This window comes from Streptosporangium saharense (assembly GCF_014203715.1).
GTDB classification, from domain to species: Bacteria; Actinomycetota; Actinomycetes; order Streptosporangiales; family Streptosporangiaceae; genus Streptosporangium; species Streptosporangium saharense.
The window spans coordinates 918945-934927 of the sequence record NZ_JACHJP010000001.1; the positions used below are offsets into that span (position 1 = coordinate 918945).

The window sequence follows — 15983 nt, forward strand, 5'->3', positions numbered from 1 at the left end:
CGCGGTACCCTGCAGGTGACCGAACAATGCTCGGTTCTGTGAGCAGGAGGCACCGTGGCAGAGGCGTACATCGTCGGGGCGGTCCGCACCCCGGTCGGCAGGAAGCAGGGAGGCCTGTCCGGCGTCCACCCCGCCGACCTGGCGGCCCACACCCTCAGGGCGCTCGTCGACCGCACCGGCGTCGATCCGTCCGCGGTCGAGGACGTGATCATGGGCTGCGTCATGCAGTTCGGCCCGCAGAGCATGGACATCGCGCGCACCGCCTGGCTGTCGGCGGGGCTGCCGGAGGACGTCGCCGGGGTGACCATCGACCGGCAGTGCGGCTCCTCCCAGCAGGCGGTCCACTTCGCCGCCCAGGGCGTGCTCTCCGGCACCCAGGACCTCGTGGTCGCCGCCGGGGTCGAGTCCATGAGCGTCGTGCCGATGGGCTCCCACGTCACCACGGCCCTGGAGAAGGGTCTGCCCTCACCGTTCGGCGACGGCTGGGCCGAGCGGTACGGCAGGCAGGAGATCTCCCAGTTCCGCGGGGCCGAGCTGATGTGCGAGAAGTGGGACCTGAGCCGCGAGGAGCTTGAGCGCTTCGCCGTCGAGAGCCACCGGCGCGCGCTTGAGGCCGTCGCCGAGGGCCGCTTCCGCGACCAGATCGTCCCCGTCGCCGGTGTCGAGAACGACGAGGGCCCCCGCGCCGACACCACCCCGGAGAAGCTGGCGACGCTCAAGACTCTGCGCGAGGGCGGCAGGATCACCGCGGCGACCTCCTCGCAGATCTCCGACGGCTCCGGCGCCCTGCTGATCGCCTCTGAACGGGCGGTCCGCGAGTACGGCCTGACCCCCAGGGCCCGCGTCGTCACGCTGACGCTCACCGGGGACGACCCGGTCTACATGCTGACCGCGCCGATCCCGGCGACCAGGAAGGCCCTGGCCAGGGCCGGTCTCTCCGTTGACGACATCGACGTCTTCGAGGTTAACGAGGCCTTCGCCCCGGTGCCGCTGGCCTGGCTCAGGGAGATCGGCGCCGACCCGGAGCGGGTCAACCCCAACGGCGGCGCCATCGCCCTCGGCCACCCCCTCGGGGCGACCGGGGCGATCCTGATGACCAAGCTCCTGCACGAGCTCGAACGCACCGGCGGGTGGTACGGCCTGCAGACGATGTGCGAGGGCGGCGGCCAGGCCAACGTCACCGTGATCGAACGCCTCTGACGGGTGAGACCGTCTCAGCGACCGCCCCGGCCGGGGATCCGGCGGGGCTGCCGGGTGGGCCTGGGGGGAGCGGGCGGCATCGGCACTCGCCTGGGCGCCGGAACCCGCTCGGGCAGCGGGACGCGGGGCGTGACGGGCTGGTTCTTTCCACCATTACGGGTTCGCATATGGACTCCTTAGAAGATCATGACGACGCGGACTGTGCCGTGCCGGAACCTCAGCTGCCGCGTCAGACGAACGGGGCCAGAGAGCTGAGCGCGGGCGGACCGACGACGATCGGTCGACGCCTGCTTCTTAGGAGTTGATCCACATGTGGAACACCGTACGGCGAGTCCGCCGTACGGTGCAAAGGGTTTTTTCCATCCAAAAACAGGTCAGCGCGGAACGCGCGCCACGCAGAAGACGGTCTGGCCGAACGGCGGGCGCACGAAACGCTCGATGAACCGGGTCGCCGGGACCACCGTACGGTCGTAGATCTTGACCAGCCTCGGGTCCGGATAGCCGACACCGCCCCTGCGGACCGCCAGCCACCAGGCGATGCCGCCCAGGAAGTTGATCGGCTTGAGCACGTCGATGTCCAGCCCCGCCTTGGAGACCGTGCCGCGCAGGGTCGCGGGGGTGTAGCGGGTGACGTGGCCGACCTTGCGGTCGAAGTCTCCATAAAGCTGCATGTAGCCCGGCACCCAGATGATGATCCTGCCGCCGGGGGCGGTCACCTTCGCCAGGGAGCGCAGCGCCTCGACGTCCTCCTCGATGTGTTCGAGGACGTTCATCATCACGACCGTGTCGACCTTCTCGCCGATCGGGATGTCCGTCGGCAGGCCGAACTGCAGCACGTCCACGTCGTCGCGCTCGGCGAAACGCTTGTTCAGCTGCTCGACGCAGTAGGGGTCGAAGTCGCTGACCACCAGCCTGTCCAGGCGGGGCAGGAACGACTCGGCGAAGTGCCCGAGACCGGAACCGATCTCCAGCATGGACTTGCCCACGTGCGGGGCGACCATGTCGAGCTCGTACTGCCGGTAGTTCCTGGCCTCGTCCCCACCCAGGTGGTTCTCCAGGGCCTCGTCACCGGCCGCCGGTTGCACTACGCGGTCATAACCAGACATGCGGTTCCGTCCAGCTCACTCATCGGGGAGCCGTGCCGCCCACGACTGGAGGGCGTCCACGGCCGGGAAACATCAAGAGTCTAGTGTCGCTTCCCCGGCGACGGCCCAGGAAACGCCTGGCCACCAGGTCCTCCGGGACGGACCGGGGGAGGAATCCGACCCCGGAAGATCAAAGGGAAACCCCGCTGACCTGCGGTTCTCCGTGAGATATGCGCCACGGGAGAAGATCCGACAACCGCACACCCCTCACGGAGCGGGTACGGCCACGCCCGCGTGGTTGGCTGGCCATCTCATGCGGAGGGGCGAGGAATTTCGGTGGAGGAGACGCGCACGCGCCGGGACAACGTACCGGCGGAGACGGGTGACCTCGTCGGGCGGGAGGCGGAGCTCGGCGAACTCGCCGCACTGGTCGGCCACTCGCCGCTGGTGACCCTCACCGGGGTCGCCGGGGTCGGCAAGTCCAGGCTCGCGCTCAGGGCCGCGACCACACTGCGCGGGGCCTTCCCCGACGGGGTGTGGGTCGTCGCGCTGTCCGCGGAGCAGAACGGCGCCCTGGTCGGCCACGCCGTCGCCGCCGCGCTCGGGCTGCCCGAGCAGGCCGTACGGCCCCAGGCGGAGGTGCTCGCCGACTTCCTCGCGGAACGGCGGCTGCTGCTCGTCCTCGACGACTGCGACCACCTCGCCGAGGCGTGCGCGGAGCTGCTGCGCCACGTCCTGGAACGGGCACCGCACGTCCGGGTGCTCGCCACCGGCCGGGGCCCCCTCGGGCTGGACCAGGAGAGGCTGGTGGCCGTCGAGCCGCTGGCCGTACCCGACGGGGCCGAGGCCGAGGACTGCGCGGCGGTCAGGCTGTTCACCGAGCGGGCCAGGGCCCTGGTGCCCGGGGCCACCCTCGACCCCCACGAGGTGGCCAGGCTCTGCCGGGGCCTCGACGGCATCCCGCTCGCCATCGAGCTGGCCGTACGGCGGCTGCGGGCGCTGTCCGTGCCGCAGATCGCCGAGCGCCTCGACGACCGCTTCGCCCTGCTGGCCGGGGAGAGCCGCGCCCCCCTCGGGCGCCACCGCAGCATGCGCACCGCGGTCGGCCTCAGCCACGAGCTGTGCACCGCGCGGGAACGCCTGCTGTGGGCCCGCCTGTCGGTCTTCGAGGGCTGGTTCGACGCCGACGACGCGTGGGCGGTGTGCGCCGACGGACGGCTGGCCACGCTCACGCTGTCCGGACTCGCGGAGAGGTCGATCCTGGTCGCCGACGGCGAGCGCTACCGGATGCTCGACACGATCCGCGACTACGGCAGGCAGTGGCTGCGGCTGCTGGGCGAGGAGGAGGCCATGCTCGCCCGGCACCACGACCACTTCCTGGCCGTGGCCCGCAGGGCGGAGGCCGAGTGGTACGGCCCGCGCCAGGCCCGCTGGGCGGCCTGGGCCAGGCAGGCGATGCCCGACCTTGAGGCCGCGCTGACCCGCGACGACGGCTTCGACCTGGCCACCTCGCTCTGGTTCGTCTGGTGCTGCCTGGGACAGGGCCGCCTCGGGCACCGGCACCTGGACCGGCTGCTCAACCGGGAGGCCACCCCCGGCCCCGCCCGTACCAAGGCCCTGTGGGTGTGCTCGTGGGCGGCGCTGGCCGCGGGCGACACCGCGGCGGCCAGACGCAGGGCCGCCGAGGCGTACACGGCGGCCACCGCCGAGGGCGACCTCGCCGCCGCCGGATGCGCGAAACAGGGCGCCGCGGCCGCCGCGCTCGTCCTCGGCGACCTCGACACGGCAGCCCGCCTCGCCGCGCAGGCCGCCGGGCTGTTCGAGCAGGCGACCCCGGAACGGGCAGCCCACATCGGCCTCCCCGTCGCCGAGACGACGCTGGCGATGGCGCACAGCCTCAGGGGCGAGTTCGGCCCGGCCGTCGAGGTGCTCGTCCGCCAGTGGGCCAGGTGCGCCGAACGGGGAGAGCTGTGGGCCAGGTCCCACGGCGACCACGTGCGCTCGCTCGCCGAACTCGGCAGGGGAGAGATCGCGGCGGCCGAGGCCTACGCCCGCGCGGCGCTCGACGCCACGTGGTGCCTGCGCGACCCGCTCGGCGTGGCCGCGGCCACCGACCAGCTCGCCGCGACCGCCGTGGCACGCGGCGACGGGCACCGGGCCGCCCGCCTGCTCGGCGCGGCGTCGCGGATGTGGACGGCCGCCGGACTGTCCGCCCACGGGGCCTCGCCGTACGTGACGTCGAGGGTCCGCACCGAGCGCGGGGCCAGGACGCTGCTCGGCGACCCCGCATACGAACGCGCGTTCGCCAGGGGAATGGCCATGGACATGGACACCACTGTCGCCCGTATCCGGGACACAGACGGCTTCGGCCACCTTTAGCATGAATGCCCACGCCGCGAGGAGACTGCGGAATGAGTGCATTCGTCGGTAGACGGGACGAGGTCGCGGAGATCACGGCCCTGTTCGACCGGGTACGGCTCGTCACCCTCTCGGGGGCGGGCGGCGTCGGCAAGACCAGGCTCGGCCTCGAACTCGCCAGGACGCTCGTCCCGGAGCCCGCGGTGATCGACGTCGCCGAGCTGGCCCAGGTCGGCGGGCCGCAGGCGCTCGCCCCCGCGGTCACCGAGGCCCTGGCCCTCTCGACCGGGTCCCTGCTCGTGCTCGACACCTGCGAGGCGCTGGTCGACGAGGTCGCCTCCCTGGTGAGCGAACTGCTCGCCGCCGACTCCGAGCTGCGCGTCCTGGCGATCAGCCGCCAGTCGCTGGCCGTCCCCGGCGAGCACCTGTGGGTCCTGTCAAGCCTGCCCGCCCAGGACGCCCACGCCCTGCTGGCCGGCCTCGGCGACGCCTGCCCCCAGGAGACGCTCGCCGAGGTGTGCGACAGGCTGGAGGGCCTCCCGCTGGCGATCGAACTGGCGGCCGTACGGCTGCGCGCGATGCCCGCGGAGGACTTCGTCACGGCCCTGGACGACCGCCTGGCCCTGCTCGTTGACGAGGACAGACAGGGACCTTCGAGACATCGGGCGCTGGCCACCTGCATCGGGTGGAGCCACCAGCTGTGCACCGAGCGGGAGCGGCTGTTCTGGGCGCGCGTCTCGGTCTTCCCCGGCGAGTTCGACCTGGAGGCGGCGACCTACGTCTGCCGCGACGACACGCTGCGCGCCCAGGACATGGTCGACGTGGTCACCGGCCTGGTCGACAAGTCCGTGCTGCTGCGCAGGGAGACCGTCGCCGGGGTCCGCTTCCTGATGCCCGGCGCCACCCGCGAGTTCGGCGCGGGCTGGCTGGCCCTGCTCGGCCAGCAGGAGGAGGTACGGCTGCGCCACCACGACTTCTACCTCGCCCTGGCCCGCACCGTGGAACACGAGTGGCCACGGCGCCAGGTGCGCTGGCACCGCAGGCTCCGCCTTGAGGCCGCCAACCTCGCCAAGGCGCTGGAGACGGGCCTTGAGGCGGGCACCGGCCTCGAACTGGCCGGGACGCTGTGGATCCTGTGGGTCTGCTGCGGCATGCACGCCGAAGGACGCGGCTATCTCGACCGCGCCCTGGCCGCCGACCTGCGGCGTGGACCGGCGCGCACCAGGGCGCTGTGGGTCTGCGCCTGGACCGCCAGCCTCCAGGGAGACCTGCTCGGGGCCGAGGAACGCCTCTCCGAGTGCCGGGAGGCCGACCCCGGCGGCCACGCGGGCGCCTACGTCACCCAGCTCGCCGCCCAGGTCGCCGCCCAGCGGGGTCAGGCGGACCGCGCCGTCCTCGGCATCAGGGCCGCCCGCGACCGCCACCACTCAGCGGGCCGCTCCTTCCCCGGCCTGCTGCCCGGCTACGCCGTGGTGGCCGCCTGCCTGCTGACACTGGGGGACGTCGAGGATGCGATCGGCGTCCTCGTCGAGGGACTCGACCTCTGCGAGACCTACGAGGACCTGTGGACCCGTTCCCACCTGTGCCACCTGCGGGCCCAGGCCGACTATCTGCGCGGAGACCTCGCCGCCGCGGGAGAGCACGCCCGCGAGGCCCTGCGCACCGCCCGCCTCTTCGACGACCGTACGGCGCAGGCAGCCGGGATCGAACTGCTCGGCGCGCTCGCCGTCGCCGAACGGCGCGCGGAGGAGGGCCTGGCGCTGCTCGCCGCGGCCCGCGACGCCTGGGTGGCCCTGGGCGGCGACCACCTGCGTCCGCCGCTGCTCGCCTCGATCCCCGCCCCGCAGGAAACGCTCCCCACCGAGGTCCTCTCCCTCGACGCCGCGACCACCCTGGCCCTCAAGGAGCCGTAGGCTCCGGGTCGGGGGCGGCCAGCCACTCGTCGATCTCCCGCAGGACGTTCTTACGAACCTCCTCGGGGGCGGCGGAGGCCCTGATCGACTGCCTGGCCAGCTCGGCCAGCTCCGCGTCGCGGAAGCCGTACACCTGCCTGGCCAGCTCATATTGCGGCAGCAGCCGCGCGCCGAACAGCAGCGGGTCGTCGGCGCCGAGCGCGATGGGCACCCCCGCGTCGAACAACCGCCGCAGCGGCACGTCCCGCGCCTCCTCGGCAACCCCGAGTCCCACGTTGGAGGTCGGGCAGACCTCGCACGTGATCTGCCGGTCCGCCAGGCGCTCCATCAGCCGGGGCGACTCGGCAGCCCGCACGCCGTGCCCGATCCGGTCCGCGCCCAGCTCGTCGAGACACTCGGCCACACTGGCCGCGCCGAGCAACTCCCCACCGTGCGGTACGGCCAGCAGCCCCGCCCGCCTGGCCAGCCTGAAGGCCCCGTCGAAGTCGCGGGCCCTGCCCCTGCGCTCGTCGTTGGACAGCCCGAAGCCGACGACGCCCTGGTCTATGTGGTGCGTGGCGAGCCTGGCGAGCGTCTTGGCGTCCAGCGGGTGCCTGGTGCGGTTGGCGGCGACCACGACCGCCATCCCGATGCCCGCGTGCGCCGCCGCCTGGTGCGCGGCGTCGAGCATCAGCTCAAGGGTCGGGGTCAGACCGCCGAAGCGGTGGGCGTAGCCCGAGGGATCGACCTGGATCTCCAGCCAGCGCGACCCCTCGGTGGCCTCGTCCTCTGCGGCCTCGCGCAACAGCCGGTAGACGTCCGACTCCCGCCGCAGCACCGCCCGCGCGATGTCGTAGAGCCGCTGGAAGCGGAACCAGCCCCGCTCGTCGGTCGCCCGCAACCGGGGCGGCCAGTCCTGCTCAAGCGCGTCCGGCAGGTGCAGACCCTGCTCGCGGGCGAGCTCGATCAGGGTCGTGTGCCGCATCGAGCCGGTGAAGTGCAGGTGGAGATGGGCCTTTGGCAGGTCGGTGAGCGGGCGTGGCATTTCCATATGGTGCCGCATGCCGGGCACCGCGCGAGGCCGCACGCCGAACGTCACGGCCCCGCCGCCGGGCGGCGCCGTACCAGCACCGCCCGGCAGGGGGTCTCAGCCGACCTGGCCGAGGAACTTGGCCACCCGGCTGACGCCCTCGACGAGGTCCTCGTCGCCGAGCGCGTAGGAGAGCCGGAAGTAGCCCGGGGTGCCGAAGGCCTCACCGGGGACGAGGGCGACCTCGGCCTCCTCAAGGATCAGCTCGGCGAGCTGGGCGGACGTCTCGGGGCGCCTGCCGCCGAAGTCCCTGCCCAGCAGCTCCTTGACCGACGGGTAGGCGTAGAAGGCGCCCTTCGGCTCGGGGCAGAGCACCCCGGGGATCTCGTTGAGCATGCGGACCATGGTCTGACGGCGGCGGTCGAAGGCCTCACGCATCTTCTCCACGGCCGACAGGTCACCGGAGACGGCGGCGAGGGCGGCGGCCTGGGCCACGTTCGAGACGTTGGAGGTGGCGTGCGACTGCAGGTTGGTCGCGGCCTTGACGACGTCCTTCGGGCCGATCAGCCAGCCGACCCGCCAGCCGGTCATGGCGTAGGTCTTGGCGACGCCGTTCAGCACGACGACCCGGTCGCCCAGCTCGGGGACGACGGTGGCGATGCTCGCGAACGTCGCGCCGCCGTAGGTGAGGTGCTCGTAGATCTCGTCGGTGACGACCCACAGCTCGTGCTCGGCCGCCCAGCGGCCGATCGCCTCGACCTGCTCGGGCGAGTAGACGGCGCCCGTCGGGTTGGACGGGGAGACGAACAGCAGGGCCTTGGTGCGCTCGGTGCGCGCCGCCTCAAGCTGCTCGACGCTCGCGAGGTAACCGGTGGTCTCGTCGGTCACCACGTCCACCTGGACGCCCCCGGCGAGCTTGATGGCCTCGGGATAGGTCGTCCAGTACGGCGCGACCACCAGCACCTCGTCACCCGGGTCGAGGAGCGTGGCGAAGGCCTCGTAGACGGCCTGCTTGCCGCCGTTGGTGACCAGCACCTGGGCGGCGTCGACCTGGTAGCCGGAGTCGCGCAGCGTCTTGTCCGCGATGGCCTGCTTCAGCTCGGGCAGGCCCCCGGCCGGGGTGTACTTGTGGAACCTGGGGTTGCGGCACGCCTCGACGGCCGCCTCGACGATGTAGTCGGGAGTCGGGAAGTCCGGCTCGCCCGCGCCGAAGCCGATGACCGGACGGCCCGCAGCCTTCATGGCCTTGGCCTTGGCGTCCACGGCGAGCGTGGCGGACTCGGAGATCGCGGAGATGCGCGCTGAGATGCGAGGACGGGTCATGCCTCCATGGTTACAGACCCACGAGGCGCCTTCCGCCTCGCGTCACCGGCTTTTCCCGTACGGCACGGGCAGGGCTGTGACGTGGGGGATTGATGGGAAAACGAGGGGCGGTCCTCGGCTGGTTCGACGCGGGGGCCATTCCCACGTAGACTCCCGCATGTTCCTGCCGCCGTGTGTGAATTCGGCGGCCGGACCCGTGAGCCACGGACAAACTTCGGTCCAACCGATGTATGGTGGTTCATGTCTTAGGGCACTAGCGCAATTGGTAGCGCACCGGTCTCCAAAACCGGCGGTTGGGGGTTCGAGTCCCTCGTGCCCTGCGAGGAGCGGTCCGCGCATCAGGGCGTCTAGCGCGCCGCAGACATGCGTTGGACTCGACGGAGCAGGTGAGGACTGTGGCGATCGACACGCGCGGCGAAACCGCAGACAAGCCGAGCGGTGAGAAGAAGGCGAAGCGCACTTCTCCCGCACTTTTCTATCGGCAGGTCGTCGCTGAACTGCGTAAGGTCATCTGGCCTACGCGTAAAGAACTTCTCTCATACACCACGATCGTCCTGGTCTTCGTTCTGATCATGGTCGGGATCGTGTCCGGACTCGACGCGTTGCTCACCGAAGGTGTGCTGCGGATCTTCGGCGGAGCCTGAGGCCGGACCCCGGCGGATCGCCCCCCGTAACTTCATCAGCCCATCGACGAAAGAGAATGAGTCACCGTGTCCGAGTCTCCACAGCCGGCCGGCGAGTCCCGCGAAGAGCGGACTGACGAGCCGGAAGAGGTCGTCGACGTCGCGAAGGACTCGCCTGACGCCGACACCGAGACCGACGAGGTCACGGCCGACGTCGAGGTCGACGAGGACGAGGAAGAAGAGGCCGGGCAGGCCGTCACCGGTGAGGTCGACGAGGACGGCGACGTCCTCCCCGACATCGACCCGGTCGAGGAGTTCAAGCGCCACCTTCGCGGCCAGTACGGCGAGTGGTACGTCATCCACTCCTACGCCGGCTACGAGAACCGCGTGAAGTCCAACATCGAGACCCGCACGCAGTCCCTCAACATGGAGGACTACATCTTCCAGGTCGAGGTGCCGACGCACCACGTGACCGAGGTGAAGAGCGGCAAGCGCCAGCTCGTCAAGGAGCGGGTGCTGCCCGGCTACGTGCTGGTCCGGATGGAGCTCACCGACGAGTCCTGGTCCGCGGTGCGCAACACGCCCGGTGTGACCGGCTTCGTGGGCCTGTCGAACAAGCCCAGCCCGCTGAGCCTGGACGAGGTGGCCAAGCTGCTGGCCCCCGAGCCCTCGGAAGAGGCCAAGAAGGCGACCGTCAAGACCGCGGCCGCGACCGTCGACTTCGAGGTCGGCGAGTCCGTCACGGTCATGGACGGTCCCTTCGCGACCCTGCCCGCCACGGTCAGTGAGATCAGCGCCGAGTCGCAGAAGCTCAAGGTCCTCGTGTCGATCTTCGGTCGCGAGACCCCGGTCGAGCTCTCGTTCAACCAGGTCTCGAAGATCTGACCGATCACATAAACTAAGACGTTCGGTGGGCCGTGTCTCGCGAAGCACGGCCTTCCGACATGCTCCCCGTGTCTGCGTGGGAGCCGCATCACCCCGATTAGGACCCGGAGTAGAACCATGCCTCCTAAGAAGAAGATCGCGGCACTGGTCAAGGTCCAGCTCCCCGCTGGCCAGGCCACGCCCGCTCCGCCGGTCGGTACCGCCCTCGGTCCGCACGGCGTCAACATCATGGACTTCGTCAAGCAGTACAACGCTGCCACCGAGGCCCAGCGCGGCAACATCATCCCCGTTGAGATCACCATCTTCGAGGACCGCTCCTTCACCTTCGTCACGAAGACGCCCCCGGCGCCTGAGCTGATCAAGAAGGCCGCCGGTGTGGCGAAGGGCTCGGCCGTCCCGCAGAAGGACAAGGTCGGCAAGCTCACCAAGGAGCAGCTGCGCCAGATCGCCGAGACCAAGATGCAGGACCTCAACGCCAACGACATCGAGGCGGCCGAGAAGATCATCGCCGGCACCGCCCGGTCGATGGGCATCACGATCGCCGACTGACGTCGCGGCGATCCGGTCCCGAGCGGACCGGAAACGACGGGACATGACGGTGGTTGTGTCCGTCACCACAACCTCGAAGTGAGTGGAAGGGCCAGGCGCTGGCCCGCACCACGGGCACTCGGATTCACAGGAGTGAGCAAGTGAAGCGCAGCAAGGCATTCCGCGCGGCGGCCGCACAGGTCGACGGCGAGAACCTCTACACCCCGGCCGAGGCGGCGAAGCTCGCCAAGGGCACCAGCGTCACCAAGTTCGACGCGACCGTCGAGGTCGCGCTGCGGCTGGGTGTCGACCCCCGCAAGGCCGACCAGATGGTGCGCGGCACCGTCAACCTCCCGCACGGCACCGGTAAGACCGCCCGGGTCCTGGTCTTCGCGACCGGTGACCGTGCCGAGGAGGCCCGCGCCGCCGGTGCCGACATCGTCGGCGCCGACGAGCTGATCGACGAGGTCGCCAAGGGCCGTCTCGACTTCGACGCCGTCGTCGCGACCCCCGACCTCATGGGCAAGGTCGGCCGTCTCGGCCGCGTGCTCGGCCCCCGTGGCCTGATGCCCAACCCCAAGACGGGCACCGTCACCCCGGCCGTCGGCAAGGCCGTCACCGACATCAAGGGCGGCAAGATCGAGTTCCGTGTCGACCGGCACGCGAACCTGCACTTCATCATCGGCAAGGTGTCCTTCGGCGAGCGTCAGCTTGTCGAGAACTACGCCGCCGCCCTCGAAGAGGTGCTGCGTCTGAAGCCGTCCGCCGCCAAGGGCCGCTACCTGAAGAAGGTCACCTTCTCCACGTCCATGGGCCCCGGCATCCCGGTCGACCCGAACGTGACGCGGGCGCTGACCGCCGAGATCGACGCCTGATCGACTAGCAGGCGCCTTCTGGGGAAGGCCTCAACCGAATGGCCATTCGGTTGAGGCCTTTCTTCGTTCCTATGGAGGACGCGCCTCGTGATCGCCGGGCGTATGGTCATAAACAAGTCCATCGGGGGACACGAAGGAGTGAAGACTAATGCGCCGATTGGCTCCCGCACTGACTCTGGGAGCGGCCGCACTGATCGCGGTCACGGGATGCGGTGCGCAGAGCACCGGCACCCTCGGAAACGTCAAGCTGGCCGCCGCTGACGCGGTCCAGCAGAGCGCCCAGAGGGCCGGGGAGGTCACTTCGTACTCCGCGGACCTGGTCCTTGACGCCACAGGTGGCGAGAAGGGCCCGGGCAAGATCCAGGGCAGCGTGGTCTACCAGAGCCAGCCCCAACTGGCGACCGACATCACGCTGGACACGATCACCTTCGACGGGCAGAACGTCCCCGGCGGAGCAAGGGCGATCTTCACCGGTGACACGGTCTACGTGAAGTCGCAGTTGCTCACCAAGTTCGCGGGCGCGACCAAGCCCTGGCTCAAGGCTTCGATCACCGACATCGACGCCGAGGGCCAGAAGGGCGTCAGGGACCTCCTCGACCAGGCCAGGCAGTTCGACCTCGCCGGGACGGTCAAGTTGCTCACCACGTCCAAGGACGTCAAGGCGGTGGGTACCGAGACGGTCGGCGGAGCCGAGACGACCCACTACAGCGGCACCTTCCCGGTCGCCGAGGCCGCCCAGGTGATCGACCCGGCCAGGCAGGAGCAGCTCAAGCAGCAGCTCTCCTCGGTCAAGGACGTGAAGTTCGACCTGTGGGCCGACGCCCAGAGCCTGCCCCGCAAGGTCACGCTCAGCGGCGCCGAGCACGGTGCGACCTTCAACCTGACCGCGCTCTTCAAGGGCTTCAACGAGCCCGTGACGATCGCGGCGCCGCCCGCCGAGCAGGTGGGCGACCTGCCGAAGAACCCGGCTCCAAGCGGCAACTGAGGCCCTCTGGGGCGTGTACGGCCCGCCTGCCCCACACCGGGGGAGGCGGGCCGTCGCCTTTCCCGGTTTGGCGTCCCCGGTTTGGTGTTCCTCACGTCAGGGCGTATGCTGTCAACGCCGAAGACCGCCGGTTGTCGTCAGGCCTCATGGTTCGACGACCTAAGGTTCCACTCGTGGACGACCCGCGTAGGTGTGATGTGAGTTTCCATTTGGACTGACCTCCTCATGTGAGCCCCGTGCGCCTGCGCCCGGGGCTTGTTTGCGTCTGTGGCCCCTTGCCGGTGGCAACATCTGGAAGGAGGCCCATGGCGAAGGCGGAAAAGGCAACGGCTGTAGCCGAGCTGAAGAGCAGCTTCGAAGGCTCCAACGCTGCCGTTCTGACCGAGTACCGCGGTCTCACCGTCGCCCAGCTCAAGCAGCTGCGCGTCTCTCTCGGTGAGCATGCGAAGTTCGCCGTGGTGAAGAACACGCTGACCAAGATCGCGGCCAACCAGGCCGGGATCAACGAGCTCGACGACCTGCTCGCGGGTCCGTCGGCGATTGCGTTCGTCAATGGCGACGTGGTCGAGGCCGCCAAGAGTCTGCGTGAATTCGCCAAGGCCAATCCCCTCCTGGTCATCAAGGGCGGTGTCGTCGACGGCAAGTCGATGAACCCGACCGAGATCAGCAAGCTTGCCGACCTCGAGTCGCGCGAGGTCCTCCTCGCGAAGCTGGCCGGTGCCATGAAGGCGAAGCAGGCGCACGCCGCCGCCGTCTTCAACGCGCTGCCCACCAACATGGCTCAGCTCGTCGAGGCTCTGCGCGCCAAGCGCGAAGAGGCGGGCGAGTAGGTCCGCGCTGGCGGACTCAGGGGATTAGCGCATACATACCGCGGTCCCGAATTCTCAGTTTTTTGATACATACGGAGGAACCATCATGGCGAAGCTCACCACCGACGAGCTGCTCGACGCTTTCAAGGAGATGACCCTCCTTGAGCTGTCCGACTTCGTGAAGCTGTTCGAGGACACCTTCGACGTCAAGGCCGCCGCCCCCGTCGCCGTGGCCGCCGCCCCGGCCGCCGGTGGTGGCGCTCCCGCCGAGGAGGCCGAGGAGCAGGACGAGTTCGACGTCATCCTTGAGGCTGCCGGCGACAAGAAGATCCAGGTCATCAAGGAGATCCGCGCCCTGACCAGCCTGGGCCTGAAGGAGGCCAAGGACCTCGTTGACGGCGCTCCCAAGCCCGTCTTCGACGGCAAGGTCAACAAGGAGCAGGCGGAGAAGGCCAAGGCTGCCCTTGAGGGCGCCGGCGCCACCGTCACCGTCAAGTAGTCTCACACGGCCTGAAAGCCGCGTAGAGAGCTCGACGAGACTCAACGGAAAGAGCGGGTCCACCTGGTGCCGGTGGCCCGCTCTTTCTGCTTTTCCGGCCCTCTGCGGGCTCCCCGTGCCCGGGGCCTCCCACGGTGCTTTTCCCACGCCATGCTTATTACGGTTTATGGTGCTATGGGTGCTTTTGGGGTTTGAGTTCGGTAAATGCCCCGAAAGGATGTGGAGTGTGGTCTGTCAAGGCGGGGCGAGGCCGTACGGCGAGGCGGGGGAAGGCGTTTCCCCGCGCGGGCCCGTCACGGAACGGAGGGGCCGTTTATCGGTGGTGTGCGGGCCTTCGAGCCGCGAGATCGGTGGTCCTGGGCCGGGTGGGCCACGGGATCGGCGGTCCAGACAGGAAAATTGTTTTCTCGTTGCAGTAAGGCGACTCTTGGAGAGGTCGGTAAAGCTCTCCATGACGGTCCGTTTGGCGGGTTATGATCCGGCGATCGGGGAGCTTTCGGCCTGACGGCCGGCGCCACGTGATCACCGGTCCGTGTTACGACGGACCCGCGATGGGAGAGAGCGCATGGCGGTGAACGCTGCTCGGCGGGCTCGCCCGCTGAGGGTCGCCGGGCTGGTGCTGGCCCTGTTGATCGTGGCGTTGCTCGGCGCGGCCCTCTGGCTACGCTCGGCGCTGGCGCAGGCCCAGTCGGAGGCCGACGACAGGGAGGCCGCGATGCGGGCGGCGGGCACGCACGCCCTGGACCTGCTCTCGGTCGGTCACCGGACCGTGGACTCCGACATCAAACGCATCCTGGACACGTCCACCGGCGCGGCGAGGGCGGAGTACGCCAGGAACGTCACGACGCTCAAGGAGACCACGCTCAGGAGCAAGGTTCTCCAGACGGGCGCGCTGCGGGCCTCCGGCCTTGTCTCGATGAAGGGCAACGTCGCCAGGGTGATGGTCGTCGGGGACGCCGTCATCCGCTGGGAGGGCAGCAAACAGCCCCCGCAGGAACGGTTCTACCAGTGGAACATGGAAGTGACCAAGATCGGGGCGGCCTGGCTCGTCTCGAAGACGGAGCTGGTCCTGTGACGCGCGTCTCCCTCCTGCTGGTCGGGGTGATGACCGCCGTCGCGCTCTCGCTCGCCGCGGTGGTGTGGATCATGTTCGCGGACCTGAGCCGGTTGCGCTCCGACGAGACCGCCGGACAGGAGGCGCTCGCGACCGCCCGCTCCGTCGCCGCCGACATGCTGTCGTACGACTACCGTACTATCGAACAAGATTTCGCACGGGCGCGTGGATACACCACGGGCAACCTCAGCCAGTACTACCGGGAGCTCACCACGAGCCTCGTGCCGACGGCCAGGAAGCAGCGCGCCGTCCAGCAGGCGACGGTGGCCGGGGCCGGGGTCGAGTCGGCGCGCGCCGACCGGGTCGAGGTGCTGCTGTTCGTGAACATGAACACCGTGCGGACCATGCCGGGAGACAAGCAGCCCCGGCGCCAGATCAGGCAGAACCGTGCCCGGCTGGTCATGGTCAGGCAGGACTCCCACTGGCTCGTCTCCGAGCTGTCCACCCTGCTGGGGAACCCGCCACCTCACTAGACGGGCGTGGCGCTTCATTCAATTGTTATCAAAGTCTGCGTTTAGAGCTGGTTTGTGGCCGGGTACATCGATCACGGCAGCGTCGATCGTCGGTCGTGCACACGGCTGGCGCTCGAAGCTTCGTGGGGCGAGGCGTTAGCCTCCCCGAGGCGCGGGTATCGTCTTGGGGCTGGTGGTTGCGCAGGTCACACGATGGGCAAACTCCCAGCGTCTCGGCTGTTCCTTGGCTGAAATGTCGGCTCGCGGGCTTGACGTTTCGGCTCTGACGGGCGATGCTGCGACCAACGTGGAGAGCGCAGCGAGA

General features: G+C 69.7%; 15 protein-coding genes and 1 tRNA gene. 13 read left to right on the top strand and 3 right to left on the bottom strand.

Annotated elements, in window-relative coordinates:
- The first annotated feature begins 54 nt into the window (after positions 1 to 54).
- Positions 55 to 1200, top strand: coding sequence for an acetyl-CoA C-acetyltransferase (locus tag FHS44_RS04545; protein ID WP_184712582.1), 1146 nt, complete (start codon positions 55 to 57; stop codon positions 1198 to 1200).
- A 374-nt stretch (positions 1201 to 1574) separates the two neighbouring features.
- Here the strand turns inward: FHS44_RS04545 and FHS44_RS04550 are convergent, their stop codons facing one another.
- Entirely contained in the window at positions 1575 to 2285 is a 711-nt protein-coding gene (locus tag FHS44_RS04550) for a class I SAM-dependent methyltransferase (protein WP_312863526.1), read from the bottom strand.
- 336 nt (positions 2286 to 2621) lie between these two features.
- On the opposite strand from FHS44_RS04550, the gene FHS44_RS04555 reads away from it, so the two are divergent.
- Both FHS44_RS04555 and FHS44_RS04560 read left to right on the top strand, forming a co-directional pair.
- The gene (locus FHS44_RS04555) at positions 2622 to 4664 is read left to right on the top strand and encodes an ATP-binding protein (RefSeq protein ID WP_184712584.1); all 2043 of its coding nucleotides are present in this window, start codon (positions 2622 to 2624) and stop codon (positions 4662 to 4664) included.
- Positions 4665 to 4696: 32 nt separating this feature from the next.
- On the top strand, positions 4697 to 6556 hold the full coding sequence (locus tag FHS44_RS04560; protein WP_184712585.1) for an ATP-binding protein: 1860 nt from the start codon (positions 4697 to 4699) through the stop codon (positions 6554 to 6556).
- Here FHS44_RS04560 and FHS44_RS04565 read toward each other — a convergent pair.
- Both FHS44_RS04565 and FHS44_RS04570 read right to left on the bottom strand, forming a co-directional pair.
- On the bottom strand, positions 6543 to 7580 hold the full coding sequence (locus FHS44_RS04565) for an adenosine deaminase (RefSeq protein WP_184712586.1): 1038 nt from the start codon (positions 7578 to 7580) through the stop codon (positions 6543 to 6545). The two genes, FHS44_RS04560 and FHS44_RS04565, sit on opposite strands and share 14 nt — an antisense overlap.
- A gap of 102 nt (positions 7581 to 7682) precedes the next feature.
- Positions 7683 to 8888, bottom strand: coding sequence for a pyridoxal phosphate-dependent aminotransferase (locus tag FHS44_RS04570; protein ID WP_184712587.1), 1206 nt, complete (start codon positions 8886 to 8888; stop codon positions 7683 to 7685).
- 247 nt (positions 8889 to 9135) lie between these two features.
- Between FHS44_RS04570 and FHS44_RS04575 the strand changes: the two genes are divergently transcribed.
- From FHS44_RS04575 to FHS44_RS04620, 10 genes are all read left to right on the top strand, one after another.
- Positions 9136 to 9208, top strand: a tRNA-Trp gene (locus FHS44_RS04575).
- Positions 9209 to 9283: 75 nt separating this feature from the next.
- Complete coding sequence (gene secE, locus FHS44_RS04580; RefSeq protein WP_184712588.1) at positions 9284 to 9532, top strand: preprotein translocase subunit SecE; 249 nt, start codon at positions 9284 to 9286, stop codon at positions 9530 to 9532.
- A gap of 66 nt (positions 9533 to 9598) precedes the next feature.
- Complete coding sequence (gene nusG / locus FHS44_RS04585; RefSeq protein WP_184712589.1) at positions 9599 to 10396, top strand: transcription termination/antitermination protein NusG; 798 nt, start codon at positions 9599 to 9601, stop codon at positions 10394 to 10396.
- Between the two features lie 117 nt (positions 10397 to 10513).
- Entirely contained in the window at positions 10514 to 10945 is a 432-nt protein-coding gene (gene rplK, locus FHS44_RS04590) for a 50S ribosomal protein L11 (RefSeq protein WP_184712590.1), read from the top strand.
- A 140-nt stretch (positions 10946 to 11085) separates the two neighbouring features.
- A complete protein-coding gene (rplA, locus tag FHS44_RS04595; protein ID WP_184712591.1) occupies positions 11086 to 11799 on the top strand; it encodes a 50S ribosomal protein L1 in 714 nt (237 codons plus the stop codon).
- A 148-nt stretch (positions 11800 to 11947) separates the two neighbouring features.
- Entirely contained in the window at positions 11948 to 12784 is an 837-nt protein-coding gene (locus tag FHS44_RS04600; RefSeq protein ID WP_184712592.1) for an SCO4651 family lipoprotein, read from the top strand.
- A 305-nt stretch (positions 12785 to 13089) separates the two neighbouring features.
- Complete coding sequence (rplJ, locus tag FHS44_RS04605; RefSeq protein WP_184712593.1) at positions 13090 to 13614, top strand: 50S ribosomal protein L10; 525 nt, start codon at positions 13090 to 13092, stop codon at positions 13612 to 13614.
- 85 nt (positions 13615 to 13699) lie between these two features.
- A complete protein-coding gene (rplL, locus tag FHS44_RS04610; RefSeq protein ID WP_184712594.1) occupies positions 13700 to 14092 on the top strand; it encodes a 50S ribosomal protein L7/L12 in 393 nt (130 codons plus the stop codon).
- 565 nt (positions 14093 to 14657) lie between these two features.
- The gene (locus tag FHS44_RS04615) at positions 14658 to 15167 is read left to right on the top strand and encodes an Rv1363c family protein (RefSeq protein WP_184712595.1); all 510 of its coding nucleotides are present in this window, start codon (positions 14658 to 14660) and stop codon (positions 15165 to 15167) included.
- Positions 15164 to 15679: a hypothetical protein gene (locus tag FHS44_RS04620; protein ID WP_184712596.1), complete on the top strand. Its 516-nt coding sequence runs from the start codon at positions 15164 to 15166 to the stop codon at positions 15677 to 15679. The genes FHS44_RS04615 and FHS44_RS04620 overlap by 4 nt, the downstream gene beginning before the upstream one ends.
- Positions 15680 to 15983 lie beyond the last annotated feature (304 nt).